The organism is Arthrobacter sp. R-11, from assembly GCF_049913155.1.
GTDB lineage: Bacteria > Actinomycetota > Actinomycetes > Actinomycetales > Micrococcaceae > Arthrobacter.
Map to the genome: position 1 here is coordinate 555,602 of NZ_CP183979.1, position 19,245 is coordinate 574,846.

Here is a 19,245-nt window from a genome sequence, read left to right on the forward strand (position 1 = left end):
TTCAATGCCCAAGGAGACGTGAACGTCTACATGATCCAGACACTCCAACCCCTACTTCACGACAGCCTCGTGCTCCTCGCAGCCCCGAGCCAGGCATGGTCAGCCAGCCACGGCGACATGGACGGAAGCGGAATCCAGGGGTTCTACCACTCCGACGTGCGCGTCCTGAGCGAGGTCGAGTTCAGGGTGGGAGGCGTCCAGACCGAACACATCGCCACCACATCCGTCGACGCCGCAACAGCGACCTTCACCTCCCTCGCCCGGAATGTCGACGACCGTACCGCCGACCCCCGAACCCGCGTCGACCGCACCCGCACGATCTCGGCCGGGTCCCTGGATGAAACCTTGACGCTGACCAACGCCTTGTCCGAACCGATCACCACCACGATCTCGGTATCCGTGCGCGCCGACTTCAGCGACATGCAGGTGGTGAAGGCCGGAATGAGCGGCAGCGAATCGCCGGTCACGTCCGAGGCAATGACCGACACCGTGCGCTTCGGCGCCGGAGACCTCACGGCCTTCCTCCACGCGCCCGGGGCGGTTGTCTTCGCCACCGACACCTCCGCCACCTTTTCCTGGGCTGTTGCCGTACCCGCCCGCGGCAACGTCACCGTCGGATGGCGCGTAGACGCCCATGACGCCTCCGCGGTGGTGAGCGGCGCGGCAAAGGATGCAGGGTGGTCCAAAGCCGTGGTCCGCTCGGGTGACTCCAGGCTTTCATCGTGGGTTCGAACCGCACTCGATGACCTGCAATCCCTGCGCATGGAGACACGGCTCGTGCCCCATGAGGTCTTCCTCGCGGCGGGCGCCCCCTGGTTCTTCACTTTGTTCGGCCGCGACTCGATCTGGGCGGCACGGATGCTGCTTCCGCTCGGCACCGAGACGGCAGCATCCACCCTCCGCGTCCTGGCAGCACTCCAGGGCACCGACGAGGTCCACGGGACGGCTGAACAGCCAGGCAAGATCATGCACGAACTCCGCTCGAAGACGTTCACCATCCCTGGGGAGAACGTGGCGCTACCTCCGTTGTACTACGGCACCGTCGACGCGACTCCGCTCTGGGTGATCCTGCTCCACGACGCATGGAAGTGGGGAATGGCCGACTCTGAAGTCGAGGCGCTCCTACCCAACCTCGAGGCTGCCTTGGCCTGGATGCGGGACTACGGCGACAGCGACGGTGACGGACTGATCGAATACATCGACGAGACCTCGCACGGTCTCGCCAACCAGGGGTGGAAGGACTCCGGCGACTCCATCCAGTGGCGCGACGGCACGCTGGCCGAGGGCCCGATAGCCCTCTGCGAGGTACAGGCCTACGCCTACGAAGCGGCGGTGGGCGGTGCCGCGATCCTCGAACACTTCGGCCGCCCCGGTGATGGCTGGCGCTCGTGGGCCGCGGATTTGAAGGCACGCTTCGCGGAATCCTTCTGGATCGATTCGTCTGACGGCGCCTACCCGGCGGTCGCCCTCGACGCGAACAAGAAGAAGATCGATACGGTCACGAGCAACATCGGCCACCTGCTCGGTACCGGGATCCTGGATGGAAGGGGCGCTGAGCTGGTTGCCCGGCATTTGGCTTCCCCGGGCATGAACTCCGGTTTCGGACTCCGCACGATGTCCTCCGACTCGGCCGGGTTCTGGCCGCTGAGCTATCACGGAGGATCGGTCTGGACCCATGACACGGCGATCGTGATTGCCGGCCTCTGCCGGGAGGGCTTCGCCGATGAAGCGACGAGCCTGATCGAGGGCCTCCTACACGCGGCCGAAGGCTTCAACTACCGTATGCCCGAGTTGCACTCAGGAGACTCCTCCGACGCACTCTCGTCGCCCATCCCGTATCCGGCCTCATGCCAGCCCCAGGCCTGGTCGGCCGCCGCAGCCATCTCGGTCCTGTCGAGCCTGCTTGGCCTACGGGCAGACGCGCAGTCCGGCGACTTGGACATCAAGCCGCTGGCGATTTCCTCGCGCGTGGAGGCGAAGGGGCTGCGGTTTGCAGGCGAAACGCTTTCGGTCACGGTCGATGCCGACGGCACGGTAACGCGCGGCTAGGCAGGGCCCAAGAGGTGCCCGGCCCGGAATCGGTCGATCTTCGGGCGGGCACCTGCCCATCGAGGAGTACCGCCGTGCAGGTTGCCGCCCGCCTGTAGGTTCCGCTGGCCGCTGGAGGCAAGATGGACCTCACAGATGCACGCCGTCGAGGGGAAACGTTGTGGACGCCGTTTCGAGTGGGGCCGGGCAGGATGCACCCGAAAGCATCATGGCCGAAAGCATCAGGGCACAGCTCGAATCCGACGGCGTCGCCCTGCTGGTGGGCACGGCCATCGATTTCGCGGGCGGGATCCACTGCAAGGGGGTTCCGATCCGCCGGCTGCCGGCCTTCCAGGAGACCGGCATGGGGGCCTCACCCTCGTGGAACGTCTTCTGCGCGGACAACGGCATCGCCTTCACGCGTTCCATCGGGGCCGTCGGCGATCTCCGCCTCCGCCTGGACACCGCCCGGGTCCGCAAGGTCGACGACGGCCTGGCGTGGGGACCTGCGTCCTTCCACGAACAGGACGGAGCGCTCTCTCCGCTGTGCCCGCGCGGCCGACTGACCGCCGTCGTGGACAGCCTCACGGAGCACGGACTGTCGCCGCTCATGGGCACCGAACTTGAGTTCGTCCTCACTACCCGCGACGGCGGGCGCCTGCCTAAGCCCGGGTGGACCGCGTACGGCATGGGCGCCGTCTCGGACCGGCGCGGGTTCCTCGTGGACCTGACCGCAACACTCGAAGCAACGGGCCTGGGCCCCGAGCAGATCCATGCCGAATACGGTGAAGACCAGTTCGAGGTGTCTTTGGCGCCCGCCCAGCCCGTCGAGATGGCGGATGCATGCGTGCTGACCCGCATCCTTATCGGGATCGTGGCAGCCCGCCACGGAATGGCCGTCTCCTTCTCGCCCCTTCCGTGGGCCGGTGGAGCTGGAAACGGCGCGCACCTCCACCTTTCGCTGAGCCGGAACAATGCACCCTTGTTCAGCGGTGGCCGAGGGCCGCACGGAATCACCGTGGAGGGCGGATCGGCGATCGGCGGGATTCTCGCAGGTCTGGACGGGTTTCTAGGCATCTACGCGGGCTCCGTCATTTCCGCGGCACGGCTCCAGCCCGGCCAGTGGTCCGGCGCCGCCGCGTGCTGGGGCTTGGAGAACCGCGAAGCCGCTCTGCGTTTTGTGGCCGCCACCACTGGCAATCCGCACGGGGCCAATGTGGAGTTGAAGGTCGTGGACCCCAGCGCCAACATCTACCTCGCCGCAGCAGCCCTGCTGGGTTCGGCCCTTAACGGCATCGAGGAGGAACTGTCCCTTCCGGTGGAAGTGCCCGGCAATCCCGCCGAAGCAGCCGATTGGCCGGCTGCAGCCGTCAACGCCGACCAGGCGACCGTTCTTGGACGCCTTGAGCGGTCGGAATTGGCCGCTAGCATCCTGGGGCCGGAGATCGTGGAGGGAGTTGTGGCGGTCCGCCGCCACGAAGCCGGAAAATTCGCGGGCAAGGCTCCCGCCGAGATAGCGCAGGCCCTTCGCTTCGCGTGGTCGGCCTGACCATGCCGGCTGGCCAGTTGGATGTCCTGTCAGGGTTGGGGGACCGCGTCCCTCCGAGCCTTGCAGAGGCCATCACCGCAATGCCGCTGGTGGACCACCACGTCCATGGGTGCTTCGTGCGGCCCGTCTCCCGGGCGGAATTCGAAGAGTCCATCAACGAAGGCTCCCAGGATCCCGTTCCCGTCTTCATGACCCAGTTCGATTCCCAGTTGGGGTTCGCCATCCGGCGCTGGTGCGCTCCGCGGTTGGGTCTTGAGCCATACGCCGGAGCGGATGAGTACTGGGAAACCCGGAACACACTGGCACCGGCGCACCTCAACCGCCTGATGCTGGCTCCAGCCGGCGTTGAGCACTGGATCGTCGACACGGGCTTAAGCTCATCCACGATTGCGACGCCGGAAACCCTGACGAGGGATTCCGGTGCCCCAAGCTCGGAAGTCCTCCGGCTTGAACTCCTGGCAGAAGCCGTGGCGGCACGCACTGCCTCGCCGGCTGACTTTGCCAGAGACTTCCGCGAGGCACTCGCGAACGCCGCTCCCGGCGTCATCGGCTTCAAGACCATCGCCGCCTACCGCTGCGGCTTCGATATCGACTGGTCCCTTCCGGACGCCCGGCACCTGGAACAGGCCGTGGCGCTGTGGACCGCGCCCTGGACCGCGGAACCCGGCCAGGAGCTGAGGGTCCGGGACCCGGTGATCGTCTCCTACATTGTCCATGCCGCCGCGGAGTACCGGCTGCCCATCCAGGTCCACGTTGGGTTCGGCGACCTCGATATGGACCTGCACCGTTCCAACCCCATGCTCCTCTTGCCCCTGCTACGCCAGCCCGCGATCCGGGACACCCCCGTGATGCTGCTCCACTGCTACCCCTACCACCGTGAATCCGGGTACCTCGCCCAGGCGTTCACCAACGTGTATTTCGACGTCGGACTCAGCCTGAACCATGTCGGCTCGCGGAGCCTCGAGATCGTCGGCGAATCCCTGGAGCTGGCGCCGTTCGCCAAACAGCTCTATTCCTCCGATGCCGTCGGTCCTCCCGAACTGCATCTGCTCGGGTCGATCCTCTGGCGGCGGTCGATGGCGCAAGCCCTTGGCGACTGGGTGCGTCGCGGGGAATGGTTGGAAGGGGATGCGATCCGCGTGGCCGGCATGATCGCATCCGGGAATGCCCGCCGCGTCTATCAGCTGTAAGCCGTCTATCAGCTGGAAGCCCGCCGATGCACCCGGGCGCTGAGCAGGAAGTGTTACCACGGCGTGACCCGAAGCACGCCCTCCTGTTGGTTCTGGCTAGGATGGTGCCTAGCCGTAAGCGGTCTGTTTCAGGGTCAGCACACCCATAGACGAAAACCAGCATAGGAGTCACCATGCCCATTGCAACCCCAGAGATTTACTCCGAGATGATCGACCGTGCGAAGGCCGGCGGTTTTGCTTTCCCGGCGGTGAACGTGACGTCGTCGCAGACCCTGAACGCTGCGATCCGCGGTTTCGCTGAGGCTGAGTCCGATGGCATCATCCAGGTTTCCACCGGCGGTGCTGCGTACTGGTCCGGTGCCTCGGTGAAGGACATGGTTGCCGGTTCCCTGGGCTTTGCTGCGTTTGCCCGCGAGGTCGCCAAGAACTACAACGTGAACATTGCCCTGCACACGGACCACTGCCCCAAGGACAAGCTGGACAGCTTCGTTCTGCCGCTGCTGGCCGCGTCCGAGGCAGAGGTAAAGGCCGGCCGCAACCCGATCTTCAACTCGCACATGTGGGACGGTTCGCACGAGGCCCTCGGCGAGAACCTGCGCATCGCCCGTGAGCTGCTGGAGCGTACCGCGGCGGCGAAGATCATCCTCGAGGTCGAGATCGGCACCGTCGGCGGCGAGGAAGACGGCGTGGAGAACGAGATCAACGAAAAGCTCTACACCACCACCGAAGACGCCTTGGCCACCATCGAGGCCCTGGGTGCCGGCGAGAACGGCCGCTACATTACGGCCCTGACCTTCGGCAACGTGCACGGCGTGTACAAGCCCGGTGGCGTGAAGCTGCGCCCGGAGCTGCTCAAGCAGATCCAGTCCGAGGTCGGCGCGAAGATCGGCAAGGACAACCCCTTCGACCTCGTCTTCCACGGCGGTTCCGGTTCCTCCGACCAGGAGATCGCGGACGCCGTTTCCTACGGCGTCATCAAGATGAACGTGGACACGGACACCCAGTACGCCTTCACCCGTCCGGTCGCCGGGCACATGTTCGCCAACTACGACGGCGTGCTGAAGGTCGACGGCGAAATCGGCAACAAGAAGACCTACGACCCGCGCGTCTGGGGTGCCTCGGCCGAAGCCGGCATGGCCGCCCGCATCGTCGAATCCGCCCGCCAGCTCGGCTCGGCAGGCAAGACCTTCTAAGTCATGTCCGACGAATTCCGCAAGAACCTGCTGGGCCCCGAACCCACCCTCCTGCCCGCCGAAACCGAGGTGTACCAGCACCTCGCGCTCGGCCAGGAGCCGCTGGACCTTGTGGCCAAGCACCCCACGTCCTCGCTGCTCTGGGCAATCCTCGCGGAGGAAGCCTGGGCCGAAGGCCGCACCATCGATTCCTACGCCTACGCCCGGGTGGGCTACCACCGCGGACTGGACTCGCTGCGGCGCAACGGCTGGCGCGGCGTCGGCCCCATCCCGTGGGAGCACGAACCGAACCGCGGCTTCCTGCGGTCCCTCTACGCCCTGGGCCGCGCTTCGGCGGCCATCGGCGAGGCCGAGGAGCCCGAGCGGATCGAGAAGTTCCTCAATGACTCCGATCCCGCCGCGAAGGCAGCGATCGAAGGCTAGGACAACAGCAGAACAAACGACGGCGTCCGTCACCGAAAGGTGGCGGCCGCCGTCGTCGTTTTCCGGTACCTCGCCCGAGACGGCTTCCTGCGGAATGTTCAGTTTTTGTCGAGCTGATTGACAATATTTGTTCACCTTGTTTGTGTGTTTGTCACAGCCTGCAATGGGGGACATGGCAGGTTGCACGCACCCAATGCACTCGAAAGAGGTAACGCACTGTGAGGAACACACTGGGAGTCTTGAGGACCCTGGCCGCTTCAGGAGCCTTGGCGCTGGTTGTCGCGGCGGGCTCGGCCCCGCTGGCGCAAGCCGTGGGCGAGGGCCCCGGCTATGGCGACAACGGCCAGATCACCACATCCAAGCTGACCACCTATGACGAGCTGGTTTCCTTCCTGAAGGACCAGGACGCCCGCCAGCAGGCCATGAAACTGGAGGTGATTGGCAAGACGGTCAAGGGGCGCGACATCCACCTGGTCAAGTACGTCACGGACCCGGCCAAGCCGACCATCCTGTACCTGACCCAGCAGCATGGCAACGAACAGCTCACCACCGAGGGTGCCATGCAGTTCATCAAGCACCTGGGAACCGCCAGCGCGGCCGGCATCCTGGACGGCGTGAACATCCTCATCGTGCCAATGCTGAACGCTGACGGCGCCATGGGGGACGTGAACTTCCCGCTGGACGACTACGTCGCCAAGGGCGACCGCCACCTCACCCGCTACAACGCCGAAGGCGTGGACCTGAACCGCGACCATGTTGCCAAGGTCCAGCCCGAAACCCAGGCCTTGCACAACAACGTGATGCGCAAGTACCGGATCGATTACATGATCGACCTCCACCACCAGGGCATCCGCGCCGAACGGGACGGAAAGCTGGTGTCCGGCTCGATCCTGTACCCCACCACGCCCAACGCCGATCCCGCCGTCGTCGAGAAGTCCAAGAAGCTCGGGGCCGTTGTGTTCAACAATGTCGACTCCACGGGCTGGGGGCACCTTGGAAAGTACGAAGGCGGCAGCGCTGAAACCATCAGCCGCAACGGTATCGCGGTGGAATACGGGATCGCCACGCTTCTTTTCGAAATGCGCGGCATGTCGGACCACTACCTCGACGGCTACGCCCTGGGCCAGCGCAGCAACGGTTACCTCATCAAACAGACCGTGATCACGCTGACCTCCACCGCGGCAGCCATCGCAAACGGTTCAATCGCCGACGCCGATACCTCCTTCTGGGACAGCCTGGACACCCAGACTTCCCGCCCTGGCGAGGAAGCGGACGACGAGTAGGATTTCAGAGAACCAACAACGACGGCGCCCCGCACCTTTTCGGTGCAGGGCGCCGTCGTCGTTAGCGTGCTAGTCCAGGCCCATGGCCTGGCGGACTTCCACCACCACCCGGTGCATCGCTTCCTCGGCCTTGTTCGTATCCCCGCGCGAAACGGCGGAGGCAACATCTTCGTGCGCCTTGAGCGCGGCCTCCTCCGGCCGGAACGGCATGAGTCCCTGCTGGGTGCGGCTGGTCAGCACCTCGGCCACCATCTGGTCGATCGCGGCGAACATCTCGTTGCCGCTTGCGTGCAGCAGGAGGCGGTGGAAGGCGATGTCGACGGCGAGGAAACCCTCCAGGTCCCCGGCCTCGCCCAGGCGCCGCAGCTCCGCGGCCATCGCTCCCAGTTCTCCGCGCTGCGCGTGCGTGGCCCGGCGGGCGGCTGCCGCGGCGGCAATGGGCTCGACGGCGATGCGCAGCTCGGTGAGCGAGGCGTACTGGGCTTCGCGGCGGGTGGAGGCCAGGCGCCAGTGCACCACCTTGGGGTCGAAGACGTTCCAGTGCAGCGGGTCCTGGACCACGATGCCCACCCGGCGGCGGGAGTACACAAGGTTCATGGATTCCAGGACGCGCATGGTGTCCCGGGCGACAGTGCGGGAGACGCCGAATTCCTGTTGCAGGTCTTCGAGGGTGAGCCGGGATCCTGGGGCAAGGCGGCCGGAGGCGATCGATTCGCCGAGGGTGTCCAGCATGCGCTGGTGGAGGCCTCCGCCTTCCGCTGTCACCGTCGACATATCCCGCCCTTCCCGCACCGATTTCATGCTCAAGCGTAGTGCCTTCGACGTAAAAGTATGACCAAAAGCACAATAGGTACTACCAGTGCACTATCAATGGTGCTATCTTTTTCTGGAACGCGGCGCATCAGCGCCACCCGAGCTTCTTCGGAAGCCAACGACGTCTTCCTGCGGAGGTAGGGCAATGGAGTCATCTGCAATCCACGTGGTCGTCATGGGCGTTGCCGGCGCAGGCAAGTCCACGATTGCCGAGGCACTCGCGTCGGCCCTTGGCTGGGACATGGCCGAGGCCGACCGCTTCCACCCGTCGGCCAACATTTCGAAAATGGAGGGCGGCGTTCCGCTCACGGATGAGGACCGCTGGCCCTGGCTGGGCAGCATCCGCGACTGGATGACGTCCAAGGCGAAGGCAGGCAAGAGCACCGTGCTGACCTGCTCGGCCCTCAAACGCGGCTACCGCGGCCTGCTCTCCGGGGCCGAAGGCCGCGTGGTGTTCGTCCACCTCGACGGCAGCCCGGAACTTCTCGCCGAACGCATGGGCGGCCGGGCGGGACACTTCATGCCCACCACCCTGCTGCCCAGCCAACTCGCCACCCTCGAACCGCTCACGGCCGAGGAATGCGCGGCAGGAAGCATCCGCCTGGACATCGCACAGGACCCGGGCACCCTGGTGCGCGCCGTCGTCGACGTCCTTGCCCTGCAGGCTGCCTGAGCGGCCAAGGCGCCCAGCCAGAACCTTAAGAACACCCCACATTTCCCCAACCGCAGCCCGTCCATCGGGGCACGCCCGCCGGCGCAGTCCGGCGCGCCCCGGCACGGGCTGATGAACCCTGCCTGAGGAGGCACCATGACCACCATCGAAGGATGGACCCAAACCCTCGGCGCCGGGCCGCTGCTGCTTATCGCGGCCGCAGCCATCGCCGTCCTGCTCGTCCTGATCATCCGCTTCAAGATGCACGCCCTGCTTGCGCTGATCACTGTCAGCCTTGCCACGGCCTTCGCCACCGGCATCCCCGCCGACAAGGTGGTAGGCGTCCTGGTCGGCGGCTTCGGCACCACCCTGGGCACCGTTGCCCTGCTCGTCGGCCTGGGCACCATGCTCGGCCGCATTGTCGAGACCTCCGGCGGCGCCAAAGTCCTGGCCGACTACCTGATCAAGCTCTTCGGTGAGAAGCGTGCGCCCTTCGCGCTGGGCCTCGCCTCGCTGATCTTCGGTTTCCCGATCTTCTTCGACGCCGGCCTTGTGGTCATGCTGCCGGTCGTGTTCGCAGTCGCCCACCGCCTCGGAGGCGGGGTGCTCCGCTACGCGCTGCCCGCCGTCGGAGCGTTCTCCGTGATGCATGTGTTCCTGCCGCCGCACCCGGGGCCGGTCTCGGCCTCCGCCATCCTCGGAGCGAATGTCGGCCTGGTGACCATCGTCGGCCTCATCGCCGCCATTCCCACCTGGTACCTCACCTGCTACCTCTACGGCCTGTGGACGGGCCGCAAGCTCGAGCTTCCCGTGCCGGAAATCCTTGGCCACGCTTCCGCCGAGGCTGAGGCCCACCCGCCGCGCTTCCGTACCGTCGTGGGCATCCTCCTGTTGCCGCTCGTGCTGATCTTCCTCAACACCGGCCTCAACACCCTGGCCACCTCGCACCTCCTGCCTGACGCCGTGAAGGAACAGCAGTGGTTCCAGATCATCCGGGCACTTGGTGACACTCCTGTTGCGCTGCTCATCTCCGTGTTCGTCGCCGCGCTCGTTCTCGGCATGCGCCGCGGCCTCCACGGCGAGCGGCTCGAAGGCCTCCTCGAGTCCTCCCTCGGCCCGGTCTGCTCGGTCATCCTCATCACCGGTGCCGGCGGCATGTTCGGTGCGGTGCTGCGGATGTCGGGAATCGGCAAGGCGTTGGCCGATGTGCTGGGCGACGCCGGCATCCCGCTGATCCTGGCCGGCTTCCTGATCTCCTCGATCCTGCGCATCGCCCAGGGCTCGGCGACCGTTGCGCTGACCACCACAGCAGGCCTCATCTCCCCGGCCGTTGCAGAACTGGGGATGAACGGCCTGCAACTGGCGGCGCTCGTTGTTGCCGTTGCCGCCGGGTCGGTGGTGGTTTCCCACGTCAACGACGCCGGATTCTGGCTGGTGGGCCGCTTCATCGGCATGGACGTCAAGACCACCCTGGCCACCTGGACGGTCATGGAGACGCTCATCGGCGTTGCAGGCTTCGGCATTGCGGCAGTGGTGTTCGCCGTCGCCGGAGCCGTCGGATAGGGCGTCCGGAACGGGAAACGCGGCCGGCACCAAAAGGTGCCGGCCGCGCTTTGCATAGGTCCCGCCGTCGGGCATGATGCCGCCATGGAGAAACGCGAGTCGTCCGCTGCCGCCGTTGCCGCCTTCGAGAACCTGGGGGCCGATCTGCTCGACGCCGGAGTGGTGGCGGGCCAGATGTTCGGTGCCCGTTCACTGCTGCTGGACAAGAAGGCGATCGCCTGCCTCAACGGGGACATGGTGGCCTTCAAGCTCGGCCGCGACAACCCGGAGCATGGACGGGCGCTCGCCCTGCCAGGGGCCGTGCTCTTCGATCCTTCGGGCATGGGCCGGCCCTTCAAGGACTGGGTCGAGGTTCCGCTCGCGGCCGCGGGGGAGTGGCCGGCACTGGCGGACGCCGCGCTCGCGGCCGCCCGCCAATAGCGCCTTAAGCCGTTACGACGCCGGCACCCGGGCAGCTGCCGCGTGCTCGCTTGGGTAGATGGTTTCCAGCGGTGCCCGGTTGGTGGCCTTGGCCCAGGGGTAGTAGACCAGCATGGTCACCACGATGCCCACGATCCAGGAGATGTCCGCCCCGCCCAGCCAGTGCGTCACCGGGCCGGTGTAGAGGGCCTGGGCGAGGAACGGAACCTGGACCACGACGCCGATGCCGTAGGACACCAGGGCAGCGGCGTTCCACCGTCCGTAGCGGCCGTTCGGGTTGTAGAGGGCAGGGATGTCCAGGCGGTCGCGGGAAACCTTGTAGTAGTCCACGAGGTTGATGACGGACCACGGAGTGAAGACCATGAGCAGCATCAGGACGAAGTTCTTGAACAGGTTCAGGAAGTCTTTGCTGGCGAACAGGGCGATCAGCACGCTCGCGCCGATGACCACCAGGATGAACGCGATGCGGGCCGTGCGGGAAACGGTGTCGCGGCGGTTGACGGCGGTACCGATCGTCACCGAGCACATGAAGGCACCGTAAGCGTTCAGGCAGTTCACCGTCAGCTTGCCGCTGACGATCATCAGGTAGATGAAGACGGCGATCAGCCCGCCGCCGGCGAGGTCGCCCATGTACCCCACCTGGTTCTTCAGGAAGTCCCCGCCCAGGTGCGCGGCGGACAGGCCGCCAGCCAGGGCGCCGATGGTCATGGCCCACTGGGCGCCGCCCACGGAACCGGCGAAGGTGTACCAGAAGGTCCGGCGTTCGCTGGTGTCCTGGGGCAGGTACCGGGAGTAGTCCGCAACATAGGGGCCGAAGGTCAGCTGCCAGCCGGCGCCCAGGGCGATGGCCGTCAGGAAGGTAGGCCATTCGAAACCCTTAAGGAACATGATCTGGCCGATGTCGTACTTGGTCAGCACGGCGAACGTCAGGTAAAGGAAGCCGGCCAGGCCCAGCACGGTGGCGATCCGGCCCAGGGCGTGGATGTATTTGTAGCCGAGGATGGCCAGCAGCGCGGTTGCTGCACCGAAGATCAGGATTCCGACGGCGGGAACGTTGACACCGAGGATCAGGTTGATTGCCTGCCCGGAGAGCACGGTTCCGGTGGATGCGAAGCCCACGTACATCAGGATGACCAGGACCAGCGGGATGACCGCACCGTAGACGCCGAACTGCGCACGGCTGGAGATCATTTGGGGCAGGCCCAGCTTGGGGCCCTGGGCCGAGTGCAGTGCCATGACGATGCCGCCGAGCACGTTGCCAACGAGCAGGCCAATAATGGCCCAGAACGCGTCGGCGCCGAAGACCACTGCAAGGGCTCCGTCCACGATCGCGGTGATTTGGGCGTTGGCGCCGAACCACAGGGTGAACTGGGACTTCGGGTGGCCGTGGCGCTCGCCGGGCGGGATCATCTCGATCGACCGTGCCTCGACGGCGCTGCTTGTTGCTGCTGCCATGGTCTTACTCCTAATGCTGAACGGGCATGTTCCATGTCACAGCAATCACGTCCCCGGAACAATGGGATCCGGAGCCGTGGTGTCGCGGATCCCAGACACTTTCGGCGTGTCGCCGGCAGGCTCCCGGGGTTTGCCGTGTCCGTTCCGGGGGACCTCGGCTTCGGCCCCGGCGTGCGGTGCGGGGTCATGACACCGTGTCGCGGGGCCGGATCCGCTAAACTTGGCTGGTAAGAGCCCCGGAACTCTTGCCCTTCCTGCCCATGAATCTTTGTTGAAGACCATGGACAGGGCCTGGCTTCGGGGCGTTCTCATGTACGGCGCCAGGCGCGGTGTTCCCGTCGCCTGCCCGAAAAGAATGGGGGAGGATCCCATGCCCGCTATCGTGATCGTCGGAGCCCAGTGGGGCGACGAAGGCAAAGGCAAAGCGACCGACCTGCTCGGCGGCCGCGTTGACTACGTGGTCAAGCCCAACGGCGGCAACAACGCCGGGCACACCGTCGTCGTCGGCGGTGAGAAGTACGAGCTCAAGCTCCTTCCCGCAGGCATCCTGAGCCCCAACGCCATTCCGATCATCGGCAACGGCTGCGTGGTGAACCTCGAGGCCCTCTTCCAGGAAATCGACGGCCTCGAAGCCCGCGGGGCCGACACCTCCCGCCTGCGCGTTTCCGCCAACGCCCACCTCGTGGCCCCGTATCACCAGGTGCTGGACAAGGTCACCGAGCGCTTCCTCGGCAGCCGCGCCATCGGCACCACCGGTCGCGGCATCGGTCCTGCCTACATGGACAAGGTGGCCCGCCTGGGCATCCGTGTCCAGGACGTCTTCGACGAGTCGATCCTCCGCCAGAAGGTGGAAGGTTCGCTGCGCCAGAAGAACGAACTCCTGGTCAAGGTCTACAACCGCCGCGACATCGTGGTGGACGAGATCGTGGACTACTTCCTGTCCTTCGCCGAGCGCCTGCGCCCGCTGGTCATCGACAGCACGCTTGAGCTGAACAACGCCCTGGACGAGGGCAAGGTTGTGCTCATGGAAGGCGGCCAGGCAACGTTCCTGGACGTCGATCACGGCACCTACCCGTTCGTCACTTCGTCCAACCCCACGGCCGGCGGCGCCTCCGTGGGTTCGGGCATCGGCCCCACCCGCATCTCGCGCTCCATCGGCATCATCAAGGCCTACACCACGCGCGTCGGCGCCGGCCCGTTCCCCACGGAACTCTTCGACGAGATGGGCATGTACCTGCAGAAGACCGGCGGCGAGTTCGGCGTGAACACCGGCCGCCCGCGCCGCTGCGGCTGGTACGACGCCGTCCTGGCCCGCCACGCCTCCCGCGTGAACGGCTTCACGGACTACTTCGTCACCAAGCTGGATGTGCTCACCGGCATCGAGCAGATCCCTGTCTGCGTGGCCTATGACGTCGACGGCGTCCGCCACGACGAAATGCCGATGACCCAGACCGAGTTCCACCACGCAGTGCCGATCTTCGAGTACTTCGAGGGCTGGACCGAGGACATCACCGCGGCCAAGACCCTGGAGGACCTCCCGGAGAACGCGCGCAACTACGTGCTGGCGCTCGAAAAGCTCTCCGGCACCCGTTTCTCCGCGATCGGCGTCGGCCCGGACCGCGACCAGACCATCGTGCTGCACGACCTGATCGAGGACTAAGCACCAAGAACGTACGACGACGGCGGGCCGCCCGGGGTTTCGATGGAACCTTGCGGGCGGCCCGCCGTCGTTGTCGATGCCTCCAAAACCACCCCTGAACTGGGAAAACATCCTTCCAAGAAAAAACTTCGGAATTCGCGTAACCCTTTGGGTGGCTGCAACGATTACTCCAGTGAACGGGCCGAGCTGGAATCTGTCCCCCATCATGTTCCAGCTCGGCCCTTCGTTTGCCTCAAGGAGCTTGGCAAATGGATGCGGGCCGGGCCGGGGTGTGTCTTGGGCAGCGCAGGCGGGGGCGGTTAGGCTGGAGGGGTGCCCGCAGCGAGTCCGCCGGGACAACCGCGCACAACGGCAGCAGACCCCGCATCCACCGAAAGCACCTGAACCGTGACTGACGCCCTGACCGACGAAGCGTTGCAGGCCCTCCGGGGCAATGACGCCGAGCTGTTCAGTGCTGTATACCAGTCCTTCGCGGGCCAGGTGCTGGGCTATCTCAGCGCCAAGGGTGTGCAGGACCCGGAAGCCCTCACGCAGGACGTCTTTCTTGCAGTGTTGCCGCGGATCCACGCCATCTCGGGCGGGGTCAAAGGTCTCCGGACCTTTGTCTTCTCCGTTGCCCACGCCCGGATGGTGGATGACCACCGCAGGCAAGTCAGGGTGCCGGAGCACCAGGAGTTCGAAGCCGAACGGGATACCAGGGAGGTTCTCTCGGCCGAAGCCGAAGCGATGGACCGGGTGGCTCCGGGAGAAGTTCTGGCACTGCTCGGTTTCCTCCCCGAAGAGCAGCGCGAGGTGCTGTCGTTACGGATCATTGCGGGGCTGACCGTGGAGCAAGTTGCCGAAATCATGGGGAAAAGCCAAGGTGCAGTAAAGCAGTTGCAGCGGAGGGCCTTGACCACACTCCGTGAACACTCGGCAGTAAAGGAATATGTGGCGCCATGACGCGTTCCAATGCGGATCGTGACAAGCTCGTCTCCGAGCTCATGCTCGACGCCGGCGTGCCCGGCGATGCGCTGCTCAAGGCCTCCCTCGAATCCATCGCAGGCCTGTCGGCGCTGCCCGCCCCGGCACCCCGTGGCGAGCTTGCGGCGCTGCTCGGCGTCCCCTCAGTAGATCCCGACGGCGGCACGAACCCCGATGGCGATGAGCTCGCCGGGCGCCGCCGCAGGAAGCACCGCCCCGCGATCGTCGCCGGTGCCGTGGTCACGGCCATGGGCCTAGGGATCGGAGGGGTTGCGGCGTCCGGCGGCCTGCAACAGAACTCCCCGGAATTCATCCAAAGCCTGATCGCAGGCTGGGCGCCTCAAGGGAACCCTGCGCCGCCGTCGCTGGTTCCGGCCGGGCCGGTCCCGGACGCCCCGAAAGTCACTGCTGTCCCGGCACCTTCCAGCCTTCCCACGGCGCAAGCCGCTGCCGGGACTCCGCAGAGCCTGGCGTCCCCTTCGCCATCCGCTGTCCCGGGCCACGCTTCCACGGGAAACGCCCCTTCCGCGGGAAAGTCGCCCGCCGCGCTTACCGAAAAGAAGGCGGAGAAGCCGCACAAGGTGAAGCCCAAGGTAGCAGCAGCCGCCCGGAAGGAAGACAGGCCTGCCGGGACTGTCCGGCCGGGGCCCAGCTCGCCTGCCGGGTCCTCCCAGATGAGTTTCAGGGACTCCGTCGAGCTCATGCTGAACGAGCGAGGCCGCGTGGGCGGAAAGGCCGTGGAGGACGTCCTCCGGCGCATCGTGCGGCTCGGCATCCGCTTCTGAGCCGTCTCGTTCCTGCCAAAGCGAGGCCGGCATGCGGGCGTAGGCTGGGGGAATGACCCACGCGAATGATCCGGCTGTCATTGAACGCCTCATGCGGACCAAAGGCCGTTGGGCCATCGTGGGGCTGAGCAACAACGAGTGGCGCTCTGCGTACGATGTCGCGCTCTATGTCCGGGACCGCATGGGCATGGAAATCATTCCGGTGAACCTGCGCGGCGAAGACGTCCACGGCGAAACCGGCTACAAGACCCTGGGCGACATTCCCGCTGAAAAGCAACCGATCGACGTCGTGGACTGCTTCGTCAACTCCAGCCGCGTGGGCGCGGTGATCGACCAGGCGATCGCGGCCGGCGCGAAGGCGGTGTGGCTCCAGCTCGGGGTCAACGACGACGCCGCCGTCGAGCGTGCGAAGGCCGCTGGCCTGGACGTGGTGCTCAACACCTGCCCGGCGCGGGAAGGCTGGCATTACGGTCTGTAACCTGGACTAGGCTCGGGTCATGGACGCTGCCACCCTCCGCCTGATCTGCCTCGGATTTCCCGGTGCCTTCGAGGACTTTCCCTTCGGCCCGGAAGCCTCCGTCTTCAAGGTCCGTTCCGCGGTGTCCGGCGGCGCGGCCCAGGAGGCGAAGATGTTCGCGTTGTCTGCCCTGGACGCTGAGCCGCTGTCGGTGAGCCTGAAATGCGATCCGGTTCTGGCCGTGCAGCTGCGCGCGGCGCATCCCGAAATCACCGGCGCCTGGCATATGAACAAGACCCACTGGAACGGCGTGCGGCTGGACGGCAGCCTGCCCGATGGCATGATCCGGGACATGGTGGAGGACTCCTACGACCTCGTAGTGGCAGGGCTCAGCAGGAAGCAACAGGAGCAACTTGGGTGGGCGCGCCTCGCAGGCAAGTGACCTGCCGCGGCAGGGGGCAAGTCGGATAGATTGAGAGTGCGCAACACCATTCGATGCCTTGACGCAATCGGGAGCGGCCAGATGCTGGAGCAACGAACAATCGACGAATTGTGGACCTTCGAAGATCCGGCTTTGTCAGAGGCCCGTTTCCGGGAAGCCATGCAGGACTCCCGGTTTGACGATTTCGAGCGATTGGAATTGGCCACCCAGCTGGGCCGCGCCATCGGCTTGCAGGGCCGCTACGAAGAAGCCGATGCCCTGCTGGACTCGATCGACACCCAGGAGGAGCCCACGCTGGCTGTCCGGGTCCTGCTGGAGCGCGGGCGGCTGCTGAATTCCTCCGGGCATCCTGCCATGGCCGTGCCGTTGCTCGAACAGGCCGCGGAGCTCGGTGACCACCTCGGCGAAGAATTCCTCACGGTGGACGCGCTGCACATGCTCGCGATAGCCGACTCCGGCCACCAGGAATCCTGGACGCGCAGTGCGCTCGAGTACGCCTCCGCCGTCGACGATCCGCGCACCAAGCGCTGGATGGTTTCGCTGCACAGCAACCTCGGCTGGGCGCTGCACGACGACGGCCGGCGCACCGAAGCGCTGGTGGAGTTCCAGCTAGCCGAGCAATGGGCCGAACGAGTCGGCACTCCGCAGCAGCAACTTTGGGCGCGTGAAGCCATCGACGAGTGCGAAAGGTCGCTTAGCGGACGGTCCTGAGCTGCGGTTTCTTTCTTTTTGGAGCCTCTCCGGAGGTCCTGGAGGCGCTTCTTGGGTAGATCACGTTTTGACAAAAGTTGATTGAAACTAGCCAGAAATATTGATTTTCGATCACTAGTGGTGAAGTATGTCACACGAGGGTGGCGCTGCTTCGGGCGCCTTCCAGCCGATCCGAAATCAAGGCACGGGCGCCGTCCGGATCGGTCCTACGAGTCCCTGGAGGGTTTTAGGATGAACGTTCAGCAGTCCTTCGCACGCCGTGGTTTTCTCCGCGGTGCGCTCGCCACCGCCGTGCTGGCCCCAATGGGCGGAGCCCTGGCCTCTTGCGCGTCGGGCGGCGGTACCACCGCCGGCCCCACCGGTACCGTCTCGGATACCAACCCGTTCGGCATAGCGGATAACTCCACCGTGGACGCAGTGATCTTCAAGGGTGGCTACGGAATCGACTACGTCGACTTCGCCGGCAACATCTTCAACAAGAACCACCAGGGTTCCACCGCCAAGATCACCCCCTCGACCGCGATCTCCACCGAACTCCAGCCGCGCTTCGCCGGCGGCAACCCGCCGGACCTGGTGGACAACTCCGGTGCCCAGTCCATCGGCATCAGCACCATCCTGGACCAGCTTGAAGACCTGCAGCCCGTTGTGGATGCCAAGAACCTTGAAGGCACTCCCATCAAGGACACCTTGTACGAGGGCGTGCTGACCCCCGGCACCTTCAACGGCAAGCTGGTAGCCATCAACTACGTCCTGACCCTCTTCGGTGTCTGGTACTCCGCCTCGCTTTTCGAGGCGAACGGCTGGACGCCCCCGAAGACCTGGGACGAGGCCTATGAACTCGGCGAGAAGGCCAAGGCCAAGGGCAAGTACCTGTTCCTGTGGGGCAAGGAAGCCGCCAGCTACTACCTCGAGTTGGCATTGTCCTCCGCCATCAAGGAAGGTGGCGACGAGGTCCGCGTGGCCCTGGAAAACCTCAAGGAAGACAGCTGGAAGCACCCGGCGCTTACCAAGGTGTTCGAGGCTCTGGACAAGCACGTCAAGGCCGGCCACTTCAAGCCCGGCGGTTCCGGCACCGCCTTCACGGCCGCCCAGGCACAGTGGAGCAACGGCCAGGAGGCATTGCTCTACCCCTCCGGTTCGTGGATCGAAAACGAAATGAAGGACCAGACCAAGGCCGACTTCAAGATGACGGGCGCTCCCGTGCCCACCCCCAGCAGCAGCCCGAAGATGCCTTACGAGGCACTCCACTCCGGCGGCGGCGAGCCCTTCATCGTTCCCTCCCAGGCCAAGAACAAGGCCGGGGGCAAGGAAATCCTGCGCATCATGCTGTCCAAGGACGCGGCGGCCAACTTCGCCAAGACCAAGCTGGCCCCCACGGTCGTCAAGGACACGGTCCCGGCGGACGGCTTCGGCTCCACAGCCCTGGTCTCCCAGACCAAGATGCTCGATGCCGCGGGCAAGAACGTCTTCAACTGGCAGTTCCTTGACCTTTACGGCATGAACAAGGACGTCCTGGTTGTCTGGAATGCATTCCTCGACGGCAAGTCGAACGCTGCCAAGCTGGCCGAGGACATGCAGAAGATGTCGGACAAGATCCGCAATGACAGTTCCATCAAGAAGGTTGAAATCAAGTGAGCCTGCCCCCGCCAACGGCGGTT

Annotated in this window: 18 protein-coding genes; 16 read left to right on the forward strand and 2 right to left on the reverse strand. The window is 65.5% G+C overall.

Translation table 11 applies throughout. The annotated features are described in order from the left end of the window. Window positions 1-18: 18 nt before the first annotated feature. The 6 genes from ACN9M4_RS02505 (at window position 19) to ACN9M4_RS02530 (ending at window position 7,666) form a co-directional block, all read left to right on the forward strand. Window positions 19-2,049, forward strand: coding sequence for a glycogen debranching N-terminal domain-containing protein (locus ACN9M4_RS02505; RefSeq protein ID WP_426302007.1), 2,031 nt, complete (start codon window positions 19-21; stop codon window positions 2,047-2,049). A gap of 208 nt (window positions 2,050-2,257) precedes the next feature. Next, window positions 2,258-3,577, forward strand: coding sequence for a glutamine synthetase family protein (locus ACN9M4_RS02510; protein ID WP_426302008.1), 1,320 nt, complete (start codon window positions 2,258-2,260; stop codon window positions 3,575-3,577). Beyond that, window positions 3,565-4,767: an amidohydrolase family protein gene (locus ACN9M4_RS02515; protein WP_426302009.1), complete on the forward strand. Its 1,203-nt coding sequence runs from the start codon at window positions 3,565-3,567 to the stop codon at window positions 4,765-4,767. Before ACN9M4_RS02510 ends, ACN9M4_RS02515 begins: the two co-directional genes overlap by 13 nt. A gap of 173 nt (window positions 4,768-4,940) precedes the next feature. Then, the gene (fbaA, locus tag ACN9M4_RS02520) at window positions 4,941-5,960 is read left to right on the forward strand and encodes a class II fructose-bisphosphate aldolase (RefSeq protein WP_120521068.1); all 1,020 of its coding nucleotides are present in this window, start codon (window positions 4,941-4,943) and stop codon (window positions 5,958-5,960) included. 3 nt (window positions 5,961-5,963) lie between these two features. Next, the gene (locus tag ACN9M4_RS02525; RefSeq protein WP_426302010.1) at window positions 5,964-6,383 is read left to right on the forward strand and encodes a DUF3151 domain-containing protein; all 420 of its coding nucleotides are present in this window, start codon (window positions 5,964-5,966) and stop codon (window positions 6,381-6,383) included. 218 nt (window positions 6,384-6,601) lie between these two features. Continuing rightward, window positions 6,602-7,666: a M14 family zinc carboxypeptidase gene (locus ACN9M4_RS02530; RefSeq protein ID WP_426302011.1), complete on the forward strand. Its 1,065-nt coding sequence runs from the start codon at window positions 6,602-6,604 to the stop codon at window positions 7,664-7,666. Window positions 7,667-7,735: 69 nt separating this feature from the next. On the opposite strand, the gene ACN9M4_RS02535 is transcribed toward ACN9M4_RS02530, so the two are convergent. After that, the gene (locus ACN9M4_RS02535) at window positions 7,736-8,440 is read right to left on the reverse strand and encodes a FadR/GntR family transcriptional regulator (protein ID WP_426303365.1); all 705 of its coding nucleotides are present in this window, start codon (window positions 8,438-8,440) and stop codon (window positions 7,736-7,738) included. 184 nt (window positions 8,441-8,624) lie between these two features. Here ACN9M4_RS02535 and ACN9M4_RS02540 point away from each other — a divergent pair, with 184 nt between their 5' ends. From ACN9M4_RS02540 to ACN9M4_RS02550, 3 genes are all read left to right on the forward strand, one after another. Continuing rightward, window positions 8,625-9,152, forward strand: a complete 528-nt coding sequence (locus ACN9M4_RS02540) for a gluconokinase (protein ID WP_426302012.1) — start codon at window positions 8,625-8,627, stop codon at window positions 9,150-9,152. Between the two features lie 135 nt (window positions 9,153-9,287). Then, window positions 9,288-10,694, forward strand: coding sequence for a GntP family permease (locus ACN9M4_RS02545; RefSeq protein WP_426302013.1), 1,407 nt, complete (start codon window positions 9,288-9,290; stop codon window positions 10,692-10,694). An 84-nt stretch (window positions 10,695-10,778) separates the two neighbouring features. Next, the gene (locus ACN9M4_RS02550) at window positions 10,779-11,114 is read left to right on the forward strand and encodes a hypothetical protein (protein WP_426302014.1); all 336 of its coding nucleotides are present in this window, start codon (window positions 10,779-10,781) and stop codon (window positions 11,112-11,114) included. A 12-nt stretch (window positions 11,115-11,126) separates the two neighbouring features. Here ACN9M4_RS02550 and ACN9M4_RS02555 read toward each other — a convergent pair whose 3' ends face one another. Further along, the gene (locus ACN9M4_RS02555) at window positions 11,127-12,569 is read right to left on the reverse strand and encodes a purine-cytosine permease family protein (protein ID WP_426302015.1); all 1,443 of its coding nucleotides are present in this window, start codon (window positions 12,567-12,569) and stop codon (window positions 11,127-11,129) included. A gap of 370 nt (window positions 12,570-12,939) precedes the next feature. Here ACN9M4_RS02555 and ACN9M4_RS02560 point away from each other — a divergent pair, with 370 nt between their 5' ends. From ACN9M4_RS02560 to ngcE, 7 genes are all read left to right on the forward strand, one after another. Continuing rightward, window positions 12,940-14,229, forward strand: coding sequence for an adenylosuccinate synthase (locus tag ACN9M4_RS02560; RefSeq protein ID WP_426302016.1), 1,290 nt, complete (start codon window positions 12,940-12,942; stop codon window positions 14,227-14,229). Window positions 14,230-14,616: 387 nt separating this feature from the next. Continuing rightward, window positions 14,617-15,171, forward strand: coding sequence for an RNA polymerase sigma factor (locus ACN9M4_RS02565; protein WP_426302017.1), 555 nt, complete (start codon window positions 14,617-14,619; stop codon window positions 15,169-15,171). Next, window positions 15,168-15,977 (forward strand): hypothetical protein, encoded by an 810-nt coding sequence (locus ACN9M4_RS02570; protein ID WP_426302018.1) that lies wholly within the window; start codon window positions 15,168-15,170, stop codon window positions 15,975-15,977. The genes ACN9M4_RS02565 and ACN9M4_RS02570 overlap by 4 nt, the downstream gene beginning before the upstream one ends. A 52-nt stretch (window positions 15,978-16,029) precedes the next feature. Beyond that, window positions 16,030-16,455 carry a CoA-binding protein gene (locus ACN9M4_RS02575; RefSeq protein ID WP_426302019.1) on the forward strand — a complete coding sequence of 142 codons (426 nt, stop codon included), beginning with the start codon at window positions 16,030-16,032 and terminating at the stop codon, window positions 16,453-16,455. Window positions 16,456-16,474: 19 nt separating this feature from the next. Continuing rightward, on the forward strand, window positions 16,475-16,876 hold the full coding sequence (locus tag ACN9M4_RS02580; protein WP_426302020.1) for an MmcQ/YjbR family DNA-binding protein: 402 nt from the start codon (window positions 16,475-16,477) through the stop codon (window positions 16,874-16,876). Window positions 16,877-16,957: 81 nt separating this feature from the next. After that, a complete protein-coding gene (locus tag ACN9M4_RS02585) occupies window positions 16,958-17,587 on the forward strand; it encodes a hypothetical protein (protein ID WP_426302021.1) in 630 nt (209 codons plus the stop codon). 231 nt (window positions 17,588-17,818) lie between these two features. Beyond that, window positions 17,819-19,222, forward strand: coding sequence for an N-acetylglucosamine/diacetylchitobiose ABC transporter substrate-binding protein (ngcE, locus tag ACN9M4_RS02590; protein ID WP_426302022.1), 1,404 nt, complete (start codon window positions 17,819-17,821; stop codon window positions 19,220-19,222). The last annotated feature ends 23 nt before the right edge of the window (window positions 19,223-19,245 follow it).

What these genes read in the sequence shown, in the direction of transcription:
- ACN9M4_RS02510 (WP_426302008.1), top strand. Translation starts at nt 2,258, where the DNA reads ATGGCCGAAAGCATCAGGGCACAGCTCGAATCCGACGGCGTCGCCCTG.
- fbaA (WP_120521068.1), top strand. Translation starts at nt 4,941, where the DNA reads ATGCCCATTGCAACCCCAGAGATTTACTCCGAGATGATCGACCGTGCG.
- ACN9M4_RS02525 (WP_426302010.1), top strand. Translation starts at nt 5,964, where the DNA reads ATGTCCGACGAATTCCGCAAGAACCTGCTGGGCCCCGAACCCACCCTC.
- ACN9M4_RS02535 (WP_426303365.1), bottom strand. Translation starts at nt 8,440, where the DNA reads ATGTCGACGGTGACAGCGGAAGGCGGAGGCCTCCACCAGCGCATGCTG.
- ACN9M4_RS02540 (WP_426302012.1), top strand. Translation starts at nt 8,625, where the DNA reads ATGGAGTCATCTGCAATCCACGTGGTCGTCATGGGCGTTGCCGGCGCA.
- ACN9M4_RS02545 (WP_426302013.1), top strand. Translation starts at nt 9,288, where the DNA reads ATGACCACCATCGAAGGATGGACCCAAACCCTCGGCGCCGGGCCGCTG.
- ACN9M4_RS02550 (WP_426302014.1), top strand. Translation starts at nt 10,779, where the DNA reads ATGGAGAAACGCGAGTCGTCCGCTGCCGCCGTTGCCGCCTTCGAGAAC.
- ACN9M4_RS02555 (WP_426302015.1), bottom strand. Translation starts at nt 12,569, where the DNA reads ATGGCAGCAGCAACAAGCAGCGCCGTCGAGGCACGGTCGATCGAGATG.
- ACN9M4_RS02560 (WP_426302016.1), top strand. Translation starts at nt 12,940, where the DNA reads ATGCCCGCTATCGTGATCGTCGGAGCCCAGTGGGGCGACGAAGGCAAA.
- ACN9M4_RS02570 (WP_426302018.1), top strand. Translation starts at nt 15,168, where the DNA reads ATGACGCGTTCCAATGCGGATCGTGACAAGCTCGTCTCCGAGCTCATG.
- ACN9M4_RS02575 (WP_426302019.1), top strand. Translation starts at nt 16,030, where the DNA reads ATGACCCACGCGAATGATCCGGCTGTCATTGAACGCCTCATGCGGACC.
- ACN9M4_RS02580 (WP_426302020.1), top strand. Translation starts at nt 16,475, where the DNA reads ATGGACGCTGCCACCCTCCGCCTGATCTGCCTCGGATTTCCCGGTGCC.
- ACN9M4_RS02585 (WP_426302021.1), top strand. Translation starts at nt 16,958, where the DNA reads ATGCTGGAGCAACGAACAATCGACGAATTGTGGACCTTCGAAGATCCG.
- ngcE (WP_426302022.1), top strand. Translation starts at nt 17,819, where the DNA reads ATGAACGTTCAGCAGTCCTTCGCACGCCGTGGTTTTCTCCGCGGTGCG.